Source organism: Synechococcus sp. BDU 130192, from assembly GCF_963876085.1.
Classification (GTDB): domain Bacteria; phylum Cyanobacteriota; class Cyanobacteriia; order Cyanobacteriales; family MRBY01; genus MRBY01.
Genome location: NZ_CAWNNO010000011.1, coordinates 168,441 through 183,641, shown reverse-complemented (window position 1 = coordinate 183,641; position 15,201 = coordinate 168,441). Strand labels below are relative to the sequence as shown.

Annotated in this window: 17 protein-coding genes and 1 tRNA gene; 7 read left to right on the top strand and 11 right to left on the bottom strand. The window is 51.0% G+C overall.

The window, feature by feature from the left end:
* Window positions 1–40 precede the first annotated feature (40 nt).
* From AACT35_RS04855 to AACT35_RS04830, 6 genes are all read right to left on the bottom strand, one after another.
* Window positions 41–781 (bottom strand): cytochrome c biogenesis protein CcdA, encoded by a 741-nt coding sequence (locus AACT35_RS04855; protein ID WP_099241056.1) that lies wholly within the window; start codon window positions 779–781, stop codon window positions 41–43.
* A gap of 70 nt (window positions 782–851) precedes the next feature.
* Window positions 852–1,805, bottom strand: coding sequence for an asparaginase (locus AACT35_RS04850; protein WP_012306715.1), 954 nt, complete (start codon window positions 1,803–1,805; stop codon window positions 852–854).
* A gap of 83 nt (window positions 1,806–1,888) precedes the next feature.
* The gene (locus AACT35_RS04845; protein ID WP_012306716.1) at window positions 1,889–2,389 is read right to left on the bottom strand and encodes a CGLD27 family protein; all 501 of its coding nucleotides are present in this window, start codon (window positions 2,387–2,389) and stop codon (window positions 1,889–1,891) included.
* 181 nt (window positions 2,390–2,570) lie between these two features.
* Window positions 2,571–3,341, bottom strand: a complete 771-nt coding sequence (locus AACT35_RS04840) for a peptidylprolyl isomerase (protein ID WP_099241054.1) — start codon at window positions 3,339–3,341, stop codon at window positions 2,571–2,573.
* A 106-nt stretch (window positions 3,342–3,447) separates the two neighbouring features.
* A complete protein-coding gene (locus AACT35_RS04835; protein WP_012306718.1) occupies window positions 3,448–4,014 on the bottom strand; it encodes a photosystem I assembly protein Ycf4 in 567 nt (188 codons plus the stop codon).
* Window positions 4,015–4,053: 39 nt separating this feature from the next.
* A complete protein-coding gene (locus tag AACT35_RS04830; protein ID WP_254048088.1) occupies window positions 4,054–5,073 on the bottom strand; it encodes a succinate dehydrogenase/fumarate reductase iron-sulfur subunit in 1,020 nt (339 codons plus the stop codon).
* A 250-nt stretch (window positions 5,074–5,323) separates the two neighbouring features.
* Here AACT35_RS04830 and AACT35_RS04825 point away from each other — a divergent pair, with 250 nt between their 5' ends.
* Both AACT35_RS04825 and AACT35_RS04820 read left to right on the top strand, forming a co-directional pair.
* On the top strand, window positions 5,324–5,692 hold the full coding sequence (locus tag AACT35_RS04825) for an AbrB family transcriptional regulator (RefSeq protein ID WP_012306720.1): 369 nt from the start codon (window positions 5,324–5,326) through the stop codon (window positions 5,690–5,692).
* A gap of 242 nt (window positions 5,693–5,934) precedes the next feature.
* A complete protein-coding gene (locus tag AACT35_RS04820) occupies window positions 5,935–6,783 on the top strand; it encodes a carbonic anhydrase (RefSeq protein ID WP_158227982.1) in 849 nt (282 codons plus the stop codon).
* Here AACT35_RS04820 and AACT35_RS04815 read toward each other — a convergent pair.
* From AACT35_RS04815 to AACT35_RS04800, 4 genes are all read right to left on the bottom strand, one after another.
* Entirely contained in the window at window positions 6,780–7,247 is a 468-nt protein-coding gene (locus tag AACT35_RS04815; protein WP_099241050.1) for a QcrA and Rieske domain-containing protein, read from the bottom strand. The genes AACT35_RS04820 and AACT35_RS04815 overlap by 4 nt on opposite strands.
* 9 nt (window positions 7,248–7,256) lie before the next feature.
* Window positions 7,257–7,391: a hypothetical protein gene (locus AACT35_RS04810; protein ID WP_339374590.1), complete on the bottom strand. Its 135-nt coding sequence runs from the start codon at window positions 7,389–7,391 to the stop codon at window positions 7,257–7,259.
* The gene (locus tag AACT35_RS04805) at window positions 7,385–8,743 is read right to left on the bottom strand and encodes an anthranilate synthase component I (RefSeq protein WP_099241048.1); all 1,359 of its coding nucleotides are present in this window, start codon (window positions 8,741–8,743) and stop codon (window positions 7,385–7,387) included. Before AACT35_RS04805 ends, AACT35_RS04810 begins: the two co-directional genes overlap by 7 nt.
* 101 nt (window positions 8,744–8,844) lie before the next feature.
* Window positions 8,845–9,318: a hypothetical protein gene (locus tag AACT35_RS04800; protein WP_254048087.1), complete on the bottom strand. Its 474-nt coding sequence runs from the start codon at window positions 9,316–9,318 to the stop codon at window positions 8,845–8,847.
* Window positions 9,319–9,445: 127 nt separating this feature from the next.
* Between AACT35_RS04800 and ubiE the strand changes: the two genes are divergently transcribed.
* From ubiE to AACT35_RS04775, 5 genes are all read left to right on the top strand, one after another.
* Entirely contained in the window at window positions 9,446–10,150 is a 705-nt protein-coding gene (gene ubiE, locus AACT35_RS04795; protein WP_030006221.1) for a bifunctional demethylmenaquinone methyltransferase/2-methoxy-6-polyprenyl-1,4-benzoquinol methylase UbiE, read from the top strand.
* A 16-nt stretch (window positions 10,151–10,166) separates the two neighbouring features.
* Window positions 10,167–10,886 (top strand): metallophosphoesterase family protein, encoded by a 720-nt coding sequence (locus tag AACT35_RS04790; RefSeq protein ID WP_012306726.1) that lies wholly within the window; start codon window positions 10,167–10,169, stop codon window positions 10,884–10,886.
* 87 nt (window positions 10,887–10,973) lie between these two features.
* Window positions 10,974–11,060, top strand: a tRNA-Ser gene (locus AACT35_RS04785).
* A gap of 164 nt (window positions 11,061–11,224) precedes the next feature.
* Window positions 11,225–12,415: a 1-acyl-sn-glycerol-3-phosphate acyltransferase gene (locus AACT35_RS04780; RefSeq protein ID WP_099241046.1), complete on the top strand. Its 1,191-nt coding sequence runs from the start codon at window positions 11,225–11,227 to the stop codon at window positions 12,413–12,415.
* 142 nt (window positions 12,416–12,557) lie between these two features.
* A complete protein-coding gene (locus AACT35_RS04775) occupies window positions 12,558–13,490 on the top strand; it encodes an Hpt domain-containing protein (protein WP_099241044.1) in 933 nt (310 codons plus the stop codon).
* Window positions 13,491–13,684: 194 nt separating this feature from the next.
* Here the strand turns inward: AACT35_RS04775 and murA are convergent, their stop codons facing one another.
* A complete protein-coding gene (gene murA, locus AACT35_RS04770; protein ID WP_216820580.1) occupies window positions 13,685–15,016 on the bottom strand; it encodes a UDP-N-acetylglucosamine 1-carboxyvinyltransferase in 1,332 nt (443 codons plus the stop codon).
* Window positions 15,017–15,201 lie beyond the last annotated feature (185 nt).

Genomic DNA, 15,201 nt, shown 5'->3' with positions numbered 1-15,201 from the left:
AAATTAACAAGAAAAAAGCCCGTTCAGGGTTAGGGAAAATCTAGGCGAGGCCAATGGGCAGGTGAATGAGGAGCGAAAACAGCCCAAATCCCAGGAGCAAAGCACCACTCACGGGGTTAATCCAGCCCGACCACTGCCGCAGGGACAGCAAGCGTTTGAGGGAAGCGGTAAAAATTCCGGCAATCAAGACAGGCACCACATAACCAAGGGTATAAGCAAGGAGCAATACCGCCCCCAACGCGAGGTTTTGGGTGGTACTAACCCAGGCTAAAAGGGTCGCCAGCACCGGGGTACTACAGGGGGAAGCCACCAAACCAAAGGTTAAGCCCACGAGATAGGCCCGCAGGGCTTTGGGGAAATCCGGCTTAATCCAGTCGGTCGCCCCCAGGGAAGGAAAACGCAGGGGGACAATTTCGAGCAAATTTAAACCCATCAAAATGGCGATCGCACTGACGATGATTGGTAAGCCAACGCCAATTTGACCGTAGATCTGGCCAAAGCCCGCCGCCACGATCCCCAGGCCCGCCAGGGTCGTCGCGAGCCCAAAACAAAACCACAGGGATTGGAAAAAGGCTTGGAGGCGATCGTTATCCTGGGTGCCGCCGATGTAACCAATGGTGATGGGCAACATGGAGAGGGTGCAGGGGGTCAAGCTGGTGAGGAGGCCCGCCCCAAACACCAAAAAGATACTCAACAAACTCCAATGGCTCAGCTGCTCATTGACCAGGCTGTCACTAAATTGCTGGAGGTGATACAGTTGCAGACTGAAATTTTCCCACATGGTGCCGTGCCCAAAGACTGTTTGCTATTGTATCGGGTTTCCTGGGGGCAACGGCAAAGGTATCTTCCGCCTAAACCAGGGATAATTCACCCACCACATCTAAACGCTTATAGGGACTAAGGGATAAAAATTGTTCCGCCAAAGTATCGGAGACCGCCGGGGTAATCCAGCCCAAACGGGTCAAAAGATAGAGGGCGACGGCATATTTAGCCCGTTTTGCGCCGTCTTTGACCTTGATTGCCAAACCTAACCCTTCACCGACGCGACCAATGCATTGAATTCCCTCGGCACCCGATTTACTGACGATTTCTCCCTCGGAGAGGCGCATTAATTCTGTGTCGAAGCCGCCCCGGCCAGACACCATGGTGGGGTGGTAGGTCATCGCCCGCACAACCCGCTCAACATCTAGGCGATCGCCAGACGCGAGGTGGGCATAGAGAGTGGCCATCTGGCTAAGCTGCATCAAATAGGTGGGGACACCGCAATCATCCCGTGCGCCGATAAATTCCTGGGCGGGCATCTGGAGTAATTCGGCAATTTTATTGAGGATCAGAGCCTGGACGGGGTGGGACTTTTCCATATAGCTACCGAGGCCCCAGTTGCAATGCTTACAGGTCAACAGCATCCCTGCGTGTTTTCCGGAACAATTGTGCTCGAGGGCGCTGTCTTTGCCGTGGGGAATCGGACATTGCAAAACGTCAGATTCTAGATCCGCCTGCCAGAGGATGCGAAACACCTGACGGGCGTGTTCCTTGGTGCCTTGGTGGGAACTACAAATGACGGCTAAATCTTTATCGGAAAGTTTGTAATGATCTAGGGCCCCGGTGCCAATCACAGCAAGGGCTTGGAAGGGTTTAAGGGCTGACCGGATAAAGGCAGAGCTTTCGGCATCCCCAGCCATGGACAGGACACGGCCTTTGGTGTCACACACTACGGCTTCGGCAATGTGGGTGGATTCTTTGAGACCTTCCCGGAGGAGGTTAATTTCAAGGGGGGGAGCTTGGACGCGTTTGCCTCTGGACATAACGATTGGGGATAAAAGTTCAGCAGTAAAAGGATAGGGGAAAAGTATGGGAGGGGCGGGAATGATTGTGAAGATTTAAGGGTTTATAGCAGCCACAGACCGCTGATCAAACCGATGGCGATCGCCACGACAATCAAGCTGGTTTGTTGGATACGGGCGAGGATCGGCGCAATTTGGTAGGACACAATCAGGCGATCGCGTTGGAGGACGGCTTCGGGTTTACGCCAAATTTGGCCATCGTACCAGCCGGATTCTTCGTAGGTGAGTTTCTCGGTTTGGAGGCGATCGCGGATGTAGCGCCACCCCAAGTAAAGGCGCAGTAAAACCAAACTCAATAAAAACATCCCGCCGAGATTGGCACTCAAGACCAATTTAATTGGATAGCGGTCGAAGGGAAAACTCGCCCAAGCAATAGGGGTAAAGATGAGGGTCGCCCAAAACCAGACCCAGGCTACCTTGCGGATGTAGCAGACCATTTCCATGTTGCCCCAACTAAAAAACCAGGATTCCTTGAGTTGGTCATATTCGTTGAGGGGCTGTTGCTCTTCCGGGACGGGACAAAAGGTAGTGGGAGAATTGTTCATGGATGGCGACGGGACAGAGAAAACCTATGTCCAACAGTGTATCGTTTTTTTCTGGGGGGGCGCAGGAGGCGATCGCCTTTGTATTTGCCAACAAAAAAGTGACCCAGATAGATTTGGATCACTGGCAATATTTTGAACTGTTGCGGGACGTGGTAATGCTCAAACGCGACCTAGTCCTTTTTTATTTCACGAGGAGATCTTCTCCTTCAATCACCCGCGCCGATTGAATGCGATCGCCCATTTCAATTTTGTCGATCACCGCAAGACCCTCGGTAATTTGGCCAAACACTGCATAGTTCCCATTGAGGAAATCATTCGGCCCCAAGGAAAAATAAAACTGAGACGAGGCGGAGTTCGGCAGTTGGGAACGAGCCATGGCGATCGCCCCTTTGTCATGCTTAAGCACCACCTGATTTGGATCAAGTTCTGCCTTGCCATAAACGGGCTGTTCCTCACCCTGGAGCTTGATTTCTAGGGGGACATCCCGACGAATGCCCGTCTCCGGATCCGTAAAACCACCCCGGCCCAGGGCATTGAGGGGCACTTGGCTGTCCTTACTGAGGGGATCACCCCCTTGGACAACAAAGGGTTCCGGCGTCCGAATTACCCGGTGGAAAGCGGTGCCATCATAGACGCCACGGCTGACTAAATCCACAAAATTCCCCGCCGTCACTGGCGCATCTGCACCATTGAGTTCAATGCGGATCGTTTGGCCATCCACTGCTTCAGATTGGCTCTGGAGTACCATTTCGACCACCGCTGTACAGCTATCTTCTGGGGTGGCCTCAGTAGAAGCTGGATTCGGGCAATTTAAACGGGGCTTATAATTTTCGGCACTGGGTGGGGTGGCCGTTGGATTATTGGAAGATGTTTCCGTTGTCGGCGCACAGCCACTCAAGCTGAGGCTGCCCACCAAGAGTGCGAGACATAATAGCTGCCAAGGTCGTTCCATAGAAATTTAGTCGTACTTTTGTTTTAGATAAAACCTGGAAAAATTATAGGAAGCAGCGAAGGCGATCGCCCACTGTCTTTTTTTCGTCTCAGGTACTTAGAAAGATCTAGAGACCTTCCAGGGGAATGGTTAAAAAGCGGGCCAACTCAGCCCCTTGATTCTCCAGTTCCGCGAGGGGAATCGGCTCTCCGACTCGGTTGAGGGGAATATCACCCCGATTTTTTACCCGGAGATAGAGCACTCGCCGGGGGTTTAAGCCCTCTTTGATCTCTGCTCGAATCGACAAAATATCCTTGAGGGGATACTGGAAATTAATAATCCGGTTTTTGCCCACAAAGCCATTCCGGAAAATAGTCACCTTGCCCGTTTCTTTATTAAATTCGTTGTAACCACCGCCCACATCAAGAAAAAACACAAACCAGAGGTAGGCAGACAATAGCGTTCCGGCAACGCCATAGAACGTTAAGGCAGCCCCTTGGGGAATGAATTGGATATTACTGGGGTCACTCACCCCCAGCAGATTTTTGTGAAAATAACTCGAAAGACCAGCTAACAGAAAACCAATGCCACCAATGGCAGAAACACTGGCCCAAAGCATATTACTAAAACGACGGGAGCCGAGGATCGGCTGCCGCAAAACTTTATCCGTTGAAGTTGTCACCTGTGCTGCCATAAACGTTTTTTGTAGAAAATTTATTTAATTTAAGCCCCCTCATTTTACTGGATAATCTTGACTTCCCTGCTTGGAAGCCATCACCTGGGCCATCAGATCCGCCACGGCGCTGGTGCCTTCTGAAGCTTCGAAGGTCACGGGAAATTTGCCATGCCACAACATCCGCCAACCCAACGGAAAAATCTCACCAACGCTTTGGAGGCCAATCACCATCAAAGCAAAGCGCCGTTCATCGATCCACCCCCCAGCTTGCACCAGGTGAAGGAGGGTTTTCCGGTGGCGTACCGCACGACTTTCAGCGGGATCTTTTTGCTGGAGGAGGGTGCTTTTGATTTGGGTAATGCGGTCGAGGGGGTCAACCTCTTGGGGACAGACATAGTTGCATTGATAACAGCGGGTACAGGCCCAGACGCCGACTGCTGGTTGGTGGTAGTGATCCAGCCTAGTGGTGGTTGTATCATCCCGGGAATCCTTGAGCAGTCGTTCCCCCTTGGCGAGGGCGTGGGGGCCTAAAAATTCGGGGTTGACAGTGACGGCATTGCATTCGCCATAGCAAGCGCCACACAAAATACAGTTGCCTGCTTGGTTGAGGGCTTCGCGCTCCTGGGGAGACTGACGAAATTCTGTTTCGGGAACCTGGGGCGATCGCCTTTGGACATAGGGAACTACCGCTTCTAGCTGTTGCCAAAAGGCGGTCATATCTACCACTAAATCCTTAATCACCGGAAAATTATTCAGGGGAGTAATCGTAATTTTGGGAATGGCTCCAGGATCAGAATCGGTGCCTTGTAGACGGGTAATTTCTTGGCGCACATTTTCTTTACAGGCCAAGGCCGCCCGGCCATTAATCCCCATGGCACAACTCCCACAGATGGTATTGCGACAATTTTTGCGAAAAGCTAAACTGCCATCCTGCTGCCATTTGATCTGATTTAGACAATCTAAAATTGTTGTACTTTCTGGCACAGAAAGCTGATAAGTGAAAAATTCTGGTGCGACGTTTCGTTGCCGTTGGCGCAAAATATTGAAGGCGATGTCCATATTGAAGGCGATGTCCATGGCCAACCTCTTTTTGCCACAAATTTCTTCCCTTCCTAGTCTATCGGGATGAATTCGGCAGTTAAAATCATTGTCGATAAAGTTAACAAATAATCAGCGCCACTCCGAAAACTTTAAAAAATTCCAGGGCCTCTTTTAAAAAACTTTTTAAAAAAACTGCGCAAAACAGAATTTTTGCAGTTATATTTACAAATGTGGTAAGTTTATTGCCGACAAAAATTTAGACTCAAAAAACAAGCGTTTTAGAAATATGAGTGACATCCCGACAACTCCTTTGAAAGGAAAGGCTCTGCTGAGTAAAGTAAAGGAATTATCCCATTTGCCCCGGCGAGAAACAGCAAAGCTTTGTGGATATAGCAGTACGAAAAATGGCTCGACTCGTGTCAATTTGACGGGTTTTTATGATGCTGTCCTTGAAGCAAAAGGACTCCCCCTAGACCCCGGTGGCAGTCAAGATGGCCGTGGGAGAGAGCCGACCTATCGGGTGAGTGTTCACAAAAATGGCCAAATTGTCATTGGTTCAACTTACACGAATCAAATGAACCTGAAACCAGGGGATGAATTTGAAATTAAAATTGGCTACAAGCACATTCACCTAAAACAGATCAACGAAGGCTAAAAAGGCAACAATAGTCAAGCCTTTCGGCAAGTTTTTAGCGTCCCTCCTTGACACGCCTGATTTCATTCCTGGGGTTTGCTAAATCTACGGGTTGATATTTAGAAGAAATCAACTGCCTTAAATGGATTCTCTCCGACAAAATTCTACGGTTGATGCACAAATCACAGGTAGAGATTCCGGGTAATCTGTTGCTTAATTTTTAAAGCTATTTTTGGCTAGTTTCGATGGGAGCTGTGGTCACCATGGCTCTTTTTTATTGTTTAGAGGTTTCAGGGAAAGGATTTGGAATCATGTTAAGGCGAGTGATTTTGGCGATCGCCATTGCCTTATGGTGGGGCTCATGGGTTGTTTGGGCGGCACCTCAATCGCAGTTTTTGACAATCGCAAAAACCGTCGCAACCCCTTGGAATTACGCAGATCTTGGCCCCCAGCGGTGGGGCGAGTTGCAACCAGAGTTCCAGACCTGTGCCGTTGGCGAAACCCAATCACCCTTGGCGCTTTTTCCTGAATCGTCTACTCCAGTTTCGGGGGCGTCGCTGCCTTGGCAGTATCAACCAAGTCTCGGGCTTATCCAGGCGACCAGTACCACTTTACAAATCCAAGTGACGGGGAATAATACCCTACAGCTCGGCGCTGACCGCTACAAGCTTGAGCAAATTCATTTTCATTATCCCAGTGAGCACCATGTCCAGGGAAAACAATATGCCATGGAAGTTCACTTTGTCCATCGGCGCGCTCCCCAAGAAGTCGCGGTTTTGGCGGTGCTGGTTGAGTCCGGAACAATGAATCCGACGTTTGCCCACATTTTGCAACGGTGGCCAACCCAGACCCATCCTAGTCAGGTGATTCATTTCGACCCGGCAGCATTACTCCCCCAAGGCGATCGCCCTTATTTTCGCTATGTTGGCTCCTTGACGACTCCCCCTTGCACGGAAGGGATTTCTTGGTTGGTTGTGGCACAACCTATTTTCCTGGGGGCAGCGCAAATCAAACATTACCAAGCTCTGTATGCACCGAACGCCCGCCCCCTCCAAACAATGACAACCCATCAAGTGCAGTATTATGTGCCGGGTCAGAAAATGGAAATTTAGGCCACTTTCACGAAAATATTCTCGCCTTCTTCGCGGACTTCGTAGCGGGGTAATCCGGCGGTGGCTGGCCCCTGGAGCAGTTCTCCATCTAAGGCAAACCGCGAACCATGGCAATCGCAAACCAGATCAGCATCGGCGAGTTTTACGGGACAGCCCCGATGGTTACAGGTGGGGTCAACGGCCACAAGGCTCTGGTCACTGGGATTACGGAAAACATAGACTTTTTGCCCATTGACCTCTGTGGAAAGTTCACCATTGGCATCGAGACTCCCCACGGCGGTGAAATCAGCCACAAGGCTCGCGGCATCTTCTGCTTCGGCGATCGCCCCATCATTGGCCGCAGCTTCTTCTGCCTCGTTGACTGCCGTTGATTCCGAGCCACCAGAACAGGCGGCTAAAATCGTCGGAAAAGAACTCGCAAGTAAACCTAAACCGAATAAACCTACAAATTGACGGCGTTCCATAATTGTTTCTCAAGGGATGTCGAAAATGATGTCTTGACTGTTATAACGAATTTGAACGGCGTTTTTCGGATTAATGGAGATTTCGTGAAAATGGCGGAGATTGGGATTGCGGTAGGCGATCGCCCCGGAAAAACCACTTAGCAATTGAGGGCTTGGCGTTGGGCTTTCGCTTTCTGTAACGACTCGGCCCATTCTTGCTCTGGATCACTGTCCGCAACAATACCGGCCCCCACCTGCCCGTAAACGGTGGCTGGCCCCTGGGCATTCGGCACATAAAGTAAGGTGCGAATCAAAATATTGAGATCTAAATTTCCCCGTTGATCTAGGTAGCCACAGGAACCATAAAATAAACTGCGCCGCACCGGTTCTAGGGCTTCGATAATCTCCATACAACGAACCTTCGGACAACCGGTGATCGTGCCTCCCGGAAACATTCCCCGAATTAGATCCACTGCATCCTTGTCGGCGGCCAGTTCCCCCACCACATTACTAACGAGGTGAATGACATGGCTATAGCGTTCTAGGACAAATTGCTCATCCACCACGACGCTGCCCCAGGTACAGGCCCGACCAAGATCATTCCGCTCTAAGTCCACCAACATGGTGTGTTCGGCCCGTTCCTTGGTGTTCCGCAACAGTTCTTCGCCGAGGGCTTGGTCTTCGCTGGGGGTTTGTCCCCTGGGTCTGGTGCCGCCGATGGGACGGGTCTGGGCAAAGCGTCCCTGTTTTTGGATCAGACGTTCTGGGGAGCAACTGATCATCTCCCCCCAGGGCGATCGCCAATAGCTAGCAAAGGGGGAGGGATTGATCTGCTGGAGGTGCTGATAAATGGCCCAACTGCTATGGGACGTTTGGGTACGGAAGCGCAGGGAAAGATTAGTCTGAAAAATGTCCCCCGCTTGGATGTACTGTTTCGCTTGGCGTACAGCATCGGTGTAGGCTTGGCGATCGCTGAGGAATTCAAGGGAAGGAGCTTCAGAGCCGACTTGGGATTGATCAAGGTCGGAGGATTCACTCGGTTGACTGAGTTGAGTTGTTAAACGATCAAGATCCACAATGGTGGCCGCCGCCAGCCAAAGCACCTGTTGATGGTGGTCAAGCACGGCAAAGGAATCAGGCTGGTACCAATAGGCCACAGGAAAGGGCAGGGGATCTGGATTTTCGTAGGGGAGCGTTTCAATTTCCCAGGCAAAGTCATAGCCGAGCCAGCCTAGATATCCCCCCGTAAAGGGCAAATGGGCGATCGCCGCCGGGGGATCTATTTTTGTGGCGAGGAGCTGCTTTAAACAAGCAGTAATTTCCCCTAGGGCGGGCGTAAATAGCTGTTTGGCCCTCGGTGCCCCGGCACAGATGGAGTAGCGGGAAAGCTGGGGATAGTCCTTGGGGGTAGGGTAGGGGCTTTCGAGGAGGGTGGCAATCTTGGCTTGGCCGTATAGTCGCGTGAAAATTTCTGCACCAGTGCGTTGTGCTAACGGTTGCGATCGCCAATGCCACATACATTCAACCCCAAGGAAAACTCCCTAGGATTTTGACATACTTTTTTGGCGCGATGATATTGTCGTCAACACCGCAAAAGCGGATTAATTTTTTGAGCCAGCTATCCTTGGGTGGCCGTACCCCAATCCAGACTACGCAGAAAATCTTGCACCAGTTTGCGACCAACCACATTGTCGCCATAGTCCCCGGAGTCATCATAGAGCACTGACCAGCAATCGAGAATTTCAGTATCCAAGGCGGCACGAATTTTTGGGGCGGCAATAATGATATCGGCGCTGCGGTGGAGGGGGGTCGGGGCCTCGGCGGTTGCGCTCAACAAACACAGCGGCCGTAGCCAATAGCTAGCCTGGGCTTCAATAAATTGAATAACAGCACCATATAAGCGGCGATCGCCAGCGGCTAAGCAAACAATCTGCTGGGGTTTAAAAGGTTCTGTCGTGGTTTGGGACATTGGCAGTTCCAGGGGCAAGTTCAATGATTGAATAATCAGGGTGGAAAAAATTGACAATCTAGTTCCCCAGTTTAAGGCGATCGCCTCATTTTTTTCGCAAATCCCAGCGCTAGAACAAGACATCTCTACCCGTATTTCTTTACAATGGCTGAATGTCTTTAACGCCTGCTAAATTAGCTTAAAAATTTTCAACTGAATCCCCTGAACATCCCCCATTGTTGCTCCCAGGGAGAGCCATCGCCCCCAAACCATGTCCAAACCGAACGCTGCCACTGAAATCCAAGGAATTTTTAATCGCATTGCGCCCCAGTATGACGCGCTCAATGAATGGATTAGCCTCGGTCAGCATCGCATTTGGAAAAAAATGGCGGTGAAATGGAGTGGTGTTACCGGAGGCGATCTTGCCCTGGATGTGTGTTGCGGCAGTGGCGATTTAACTTTACTGCTAGCGAAAACCGTCGGCGTTTACGGTAAAACCGTTGGCATTGATTTTGCGAGCCAACAATTGGCGATCGCCGCCCAAAAACAAAACCGTCTCTGTCCTCACCTCGATATCCAGTGGCAGGAAGGAGATGCTCTGGCTTTACCCTACCCCGACAATCATTTTGATGGGGCGACTATGGGCTATGGGCTACGGAACGTTACCGATATTCCCCAGGCACTGCGGGAATTACAGCGAGTGTTAAAACCAGGTAAAAAAGTGGCTATTTTAGATTTTCACCGTCCGGATAATCCTGGGAAACAAGTGTTTCAACAATGGTATCTGGATCGCTTTGTGGTGCCCCTCGCAGAACGATTTCAGCTCACCCCCGAATACGCCTACATTCAACCCAGTATCGAACGGTTTCCCACCGGAAAAACCCAAGAAAAACTGGCTAAAGAAGCGGGCTTTCGGAACGCAATTCACTACGGCATCGTCGGCGATATGATGGGTGTACTAGTGGCTACCAAGTGACGGGGATAGGGGACACATGGGTCAGCGACGAATCTGTATAGGAGATGTGCATGGTCATTACGATACGTTGATGGCCCTGCTGGAGCTGGTTGCGCCCGGAACAGAAGATGCGGTTTACTTCCTCGGTGATTTGATTGACCGAGGCCCCAAAAGTGCGGACATTATTGAGTTTGTGCGCCGTAGTTCCTATCAGTCTCTCCTCGGCAACCATGAAATGATGATGCTAGAGGCGATCGCCAACGATGGCAGCGTCCAGCAAGAAACCTTTATCGCCTGGTACCATAGCGGCGGTGCCAATACCCTCCAGAGTTATAACCACCGCATCCCGGCCGAACATTTGCAATGGTTGCGACAGCGGCCCACCCACCTCGATCTAGGGGATGTTTGGTTAGTCCATGCGGGCCTTTCCCCCCACCTACCCATCGAGCAACAGGGGGCGGAACAATTCTGTTGGGTGCGCAGTGAGTTCCATTCCATGACCCAGCCCTACTTTGCCAATAAGCTGATTATTGTCGGCCATACGATCACCTTCACCTTTCCGGGGGTACAACCGGGACAGGTGGTGCAGGGGCCGGGCTGGTTGGACATTGACACCGGGGTCTACCACACCAAAAGTGGCTGGTTAACGGCCTTTGATATTGATCAGCGCCAAATTTATCAAGTGAATAGCCACACCGCCGAAAAACGCCAACTCCCCCTAGATGCGATCGCCGTTACACCCTTTTTATCGTTCTAGTCGCCAGCCTTGGCCGCACAGGTTTTCTTAGAATTTTTCCGATCAGCAGTCGAGATTCACGCTATGATATTTCTGCTCATCACTTTTGGAGAGGTGGCAGAGCGGTTGAATGCGCCTGACTTGAAATCAGGTTTCGGGGCAACTCGGACGGGGGTTCGAATCCCCCCCTCTCCGTACAGATTTTTTAATTCATTTTTTCAAATAGCGGACTGTCGTCGCCCCAATTGCCGGTTCCTCTATTTGTGAATAAATAAAATTTTTGGGATATTTTCCTGCGCCGGGGCGATGGATTTAGGCAAAATAATGGGAAGCGCTTGCCTGAAAATAATTCTGTCTCTATGTCTAAACCTGATTTTTTCCCGACCCAAACTGAGCCGATGCTCGTGCGTTTAGTGCAAAGTATTGCCTATTGGGTGGGGCGTTTTAAATATCAACTGAAATTGCGGGTGAGCGAGGCAGATCTCGGTAAGATTCGGGATTTGGGAGATGCGCGCGTGATTTTTATGCCCAATCACCCCACCTTTGACGATGGTTTGGTGCTATTTTTGCTCTCGGCCCAGTTGGGAGAAATCTTCCATTACCTGGTGGCCTACGAAAATTTTACGGCGCAACTCGCTGGGTTTTTGCAAAAGATGGGCTGTTATTCCATTCGTCGGGGCCTTGGCGATCGCCGCAGTATTGCCCACACGTTAGATCTGTTAAAACAGGAACGCTCCCGGATGGTAATTTTTCCGGAGGGGGGCTGTTCCTTTCAAAATGATGCAATCATGCCCTTTCGCACCGGGGCGATTCAGTTGCCTATGCAAGCGATGTTGGCGATCGCCAAACAAGAGGGTCAATTTCCCCCCTGTTACCTGGTGCCCATTAGCATCAAATATCGCTACCTCAAGGCCCCTGAACTGATTATTCAGCAGAGCCTCAAAACCCTAGAGCAGAAACTAGAAATTACCCCCAGTGACCCCGAACCCTATGGCCGTCTGCGGGGGGTCGCCCAGGTGGTGATGCAGCAACTAGAAGCAGAATATAACCTCACTCCGGCGGCCGATGATGATTGGAATGACCGGATTGAGCGCATTCGGAACCGAGCCCTCAGTCTCTGTGAAACGGAATTGGGCCTAAATTTTCCAGAGGATTTCCCGCTCCGGGAACGGGTTTATAAAATGCAGGCGCTCCTCATTGAAAAAGCCGATGGAGAGATGGCCCTCGACCTCGATACCTATGAAGCCCTCTACCAAACAACGGTGCGTTTGCTGAACTTTGATGCGATCTACGATGGCTATGTGGGGGATCATCCAAGCCCCGAACGGTTTATCGATACCCTCACTCGCCTAGAACGGGAAGTGTTTCGGGTGGAAATTCCCGCGCCCAAGGGACTCCACGAAGGCTGGCTCCGGGTAGGCACGCCGATTAATCTCCAGGATTATGTGGCCCAATATAAAGGCGATCGCCAGGGCACCCTGCAGCAACTCACAGACGCAATGCAGTACGAAGTGCAGAACAACCTCCTCGATATGATTTATCATCCTTAGAATATTGGCAAAAATAAAAATTCCCCCAAACCAACCATCGATCTAAGCTGAAATCACCGTTCCTTGATAACGTTAAAACAGGGTGATTAAGACGCCTCTCAATCCCTTCTACCCCAGCCCTAAAGTGTGAGGAGAATCTACTGTGGATGCCGCCAGTCAACAAAAAATTCTCGGCTATTTCATTGAAGAAGCCAAAGAACACCTTGAAACCTTAGAACAGGGCATCCTGGAGCTGTCGGAGGTGGTGGATGATACCGAACGGGTCAATGAACTTTTCCGGGCCGCCCACTCAGTAAAAGGGGGGGCAGCGATGTTGGGCTACACGAGCATCCAAAAAACGGCCCACCGCCTCGAAGATGCGTTCAAGGTCTTTAAGGACAATACGATTACCGTCGATGAAACCCTCAAGTCTCTTTTTCTCAATGCCTACGATGTGCTCCAAGAGCTCCTCGAAAAGCTACAAAGTCCCTTTGGCCTCCAGGAAGAAGAAATTGAGAAAATCATGGCGGAGGCTGACCCTCAATTCAGCGAATTACAAAAGTATTTGGATCGTCTCGCCGTCAGCGATAACCGTAATCCTGTCGTTTCTCCAGAGGTTGCGCCGCCGCCGCTAACGCCTGCCCCTATGGAATCACCAACGGCGACGGGGTTTTCTTTTGGGCCGCAAGTTCGTGGCTTATTACAGCAAATGTTGGGACTATTTCGCCAGGATGCCACCCCAGAATGCCGCCAGCAACTCCAAAAGCTCTGTATTGAACTGGCTAAACTGAATAAAAAAGCGAAACCTTGGCAAAAATTACTCAAGGCAAGTCATAAGGCGATCGCCAATCCCGCCCATCGTTTTTCGACCCTCGCCCCCATTGTGCTTAAAAGCATCAAAGAAGCTGCTGACCATTTAGAACGCAACGAACCGGAGCGCATTAGCCTGCCAACGGATTTAAAAAATTTGGCGATCGCCCAACTCCCCTACATTCTGATTCCCACAGAACCCAAGGAGGCCGCCCAAATCTTGAACAGTGCCTTTAGCGAAGCCCAACTGGCCCAATTGGTGCAGGCCCTGAAGCATCGCGCTTAGTATTCTGCCAAGTTTCCGAACTGCACCCGAATCACGAAAATCACTATGGCGATCGCCCCCTGGGTAGTGAATGGTCAGTCTCTTAATGCTTGAAATGCCTATATCAATGTTGGTAGATAATCACAACAAAAGAGGCCCAACCCTGGGGCTGAACCTCCTTGCTTTTTTAAACTGAGTAGAAATTGAAAGATTGGTTAGAGGGTCGCGGTCAGACGCTCAATCCTTGCCCCTAGAGCCTTAAACTTCCCTTCAAGGTCATCATAGCCCCGATCCATGTGGTGTACCTCGCGCATGATCGTTGTGCCCTCAGCCGCTAAACCGACCAGAACTAAGGCCGCCGAAGCCCGGAGATCCGTCGCCATTACCGGAGCCCCAGACAAGAAAGGTACCCCTTTAATGATGGCGTTATTGCCCTTAACTTTGACATCCGCCCCCATGCGCTTAAATTCTGCGACGTGGTGCATCCGGTTTTCAAAAACCGTTTCCGTGACGACACTGCTCCCTTCACAGAGGGTGAGCAACGCCATGAACTGGGCTTGCATATCCGTGGGGAAACCAGGATAGGGCAGAGTTTCGATATCCGTCGCCCGGAGAATCCCTTGGGGTTTGATCCGCAGACGGTTCGGCCCTTCGGCAATCACCTTTGTCCCCGTTGCTTCGAGTTTGGCAATCACCGGTAAAAGGTGGTCTGGGACGACGGGAAAGACGCTAAATTCTGACTGGGTAATGGCCCCGGCCACGAGAAAAGTCCCGGCTTCAATGCGGTCGGGAATAATCGGGTAGTTGGTAGCGTGGAGGCGATCGCACCCTTGAATCACAATTTTGTTGCTGCCATCTCCGCTAATGTATGCCCCCATAGACCGACAGAAGTTTGCCAGATCAACAATCTCTGGCTCCTGGGCGGCATTTTCAATGATTGTTTCCCCTTCAGCGAGGGTTGCCGCCATCATCAGGGTTTCGGTCGCCCCAACGCTCGGATAATCTAAGTAGATTTTGGCCCCCTGGAGCCGTCGTCGATTTCCCTTGACTGTCGCTTGGACAACCCCATGTTCAATAATTACCTCGGCCCCCATCGCCTGGAGACCTCGCACATGGAGATCTACGGGCCTAGCACCAATGGCACAGCCCCCCGGCATCGGCACTTTTGCTTCCCCAAGGCGGGCCAGGAGTGGGCCAATGACAAAAAAGCTCGCCCGCAGCTTGGAAACCAATTCGTAGGGCGCTTCTGCTGTCCTAAGGTGGCGAGCATCGAAATCAAGACTGCCAGGGGTAGCGACGATTTGTACCCCAAGGGCGGCAATGACTTCGGCCATCCGTTTAATGTCCGCTAAATCCGGGATATTTGTCAGACGGCATTGATCGCTACAGAGTAGGGTTCCCGCCATGATCGCCAGGGCAGAATTTTTCGCGCCACTGATTTTAACCTCGCCACTGAGGGGATGTCGCCCTTCAATTTTGAGGATGGTTTCAGCTGTCGCACGGGTGGGGGTGAGGGGGGCAGAAGTTTTAATGGGTCGATCCTCCACAAATGGAAAGAAGATGGGGGAAATTTTGTCAAATTTTCGTCTTGATTCTACCGGAAAGTCTTGGCCTATGTTGCTCAGAATTACACTTTTTTGTTCACGGTTTAGAATAGGTTCCTTGGTAATAGATAATCTTTTGGCAATTGGCTTGACGCTTTTCGTTCTTCAAGTAATAATTGTTGATTGTG

Excerpts from the sequence above, each read along its gene's own strand:
- AACT35_RS04855 (WP_099241056.1), bottom strand. The coding sequence starts at position 781 with ATGTGGGAAAATTTCAGTCTGCAACTGTATCACCTCCAGCAATTTAGT.
- AACT35_RS04850 (WP_012306715.1), bottom strand. The coding sequence starts at position 1,805 with ATGTCCAGAGGCAAACGCGTCCAAGCTCCCCCCCTTGAAATTAACCTC.
- AACT35_RS04845 (WP_012306716.1), bottom strand. The coding sequence starts at position 2,389 with ATGAACAATTCTCCCACTACCTTTTGTCCCGTCCCGGAAGAGCAACAG.
- AACT35_RS04840 (WP_099241054.1), bottom strand. The coding sequence starts at position 3,341 with ATGGAACGACCTTGGCAGCTATTATGTCTCGCACTCTTGGTGGGCAGC.
- AACT35_RS04835 (WP_012306718.1), bottom strand. The coding sequence starts at position 4,014 with ATGGCAGCACAGGTGACAACTTCAACGGATAAAGTTTTGCGGCAGCCG.
- AACT35_RS04830 (WP_254048088.1), bottom strand. The coding sequence starts at position 5,073 with ATGGACATCGCCTTCAATATGGACATCGCCTTCAATATTTTGCGCCAA.
- AACT35_RS04825 (WP_012306720.1), top strand. The coding sequence starts at position 5,324 with ATGAGTGACATCCCGACAACTCCTTTGAAAGGAAAGGCTCTGCTGAGT.
- AACT35_RS04820 (WP_158227982.1), top strand. The coding sequence starts at position 5,935 with ATGGCTCTTTTTTATTGTTTAGAGGTTTCAGGGAAAGGATTTGGAATC.
- AACT35_RS04815 (WP_099241050.1), bottom strand. The coding sequence starts at position 7,247 with ATGGAACGCCGTCAATTTGTAGGTTTATTCGGTTTAGGTTTACTTGCG.
- AACT35_RS04805 (WP_099241048.1), bottom strand. The coding sequence starts at position 8,743 with ATGTGGCATTGGCGATCGCAACCGTTAGCACAACGCACTGGTGCAGAA.
- AACT35_RS04800 (WP_254048087.1), bottom strand. The coding sequence starts at position 9,318 with ATGTCTTGTTCTAGCGCTGGGATTTGCGAAAAAAATGAGGCGATCGCC.
- ubiE (WP_030006221.1), top strand. The coding sequence starts at position 9,446 with ATGTCCAAACCGAACGCTGCCACTGAAATCCAAGGAATTTTTAATCGC.
- AACT35_RS04790 (WP_012306726.1), top strand. The coding sequence starts at position 10,167 with ATGGGTCAGCGACGAATCTGTATAGGAGATGTGCATGGTCATTACGAT.
- AACT35_RS04780 (WP_099241046.1), top strand. The coding sequence starts at position 11,225 with ATGTCTAAACCTGATTTTTTCCCGACCCAAACTGAGCCGATGCTCGTG.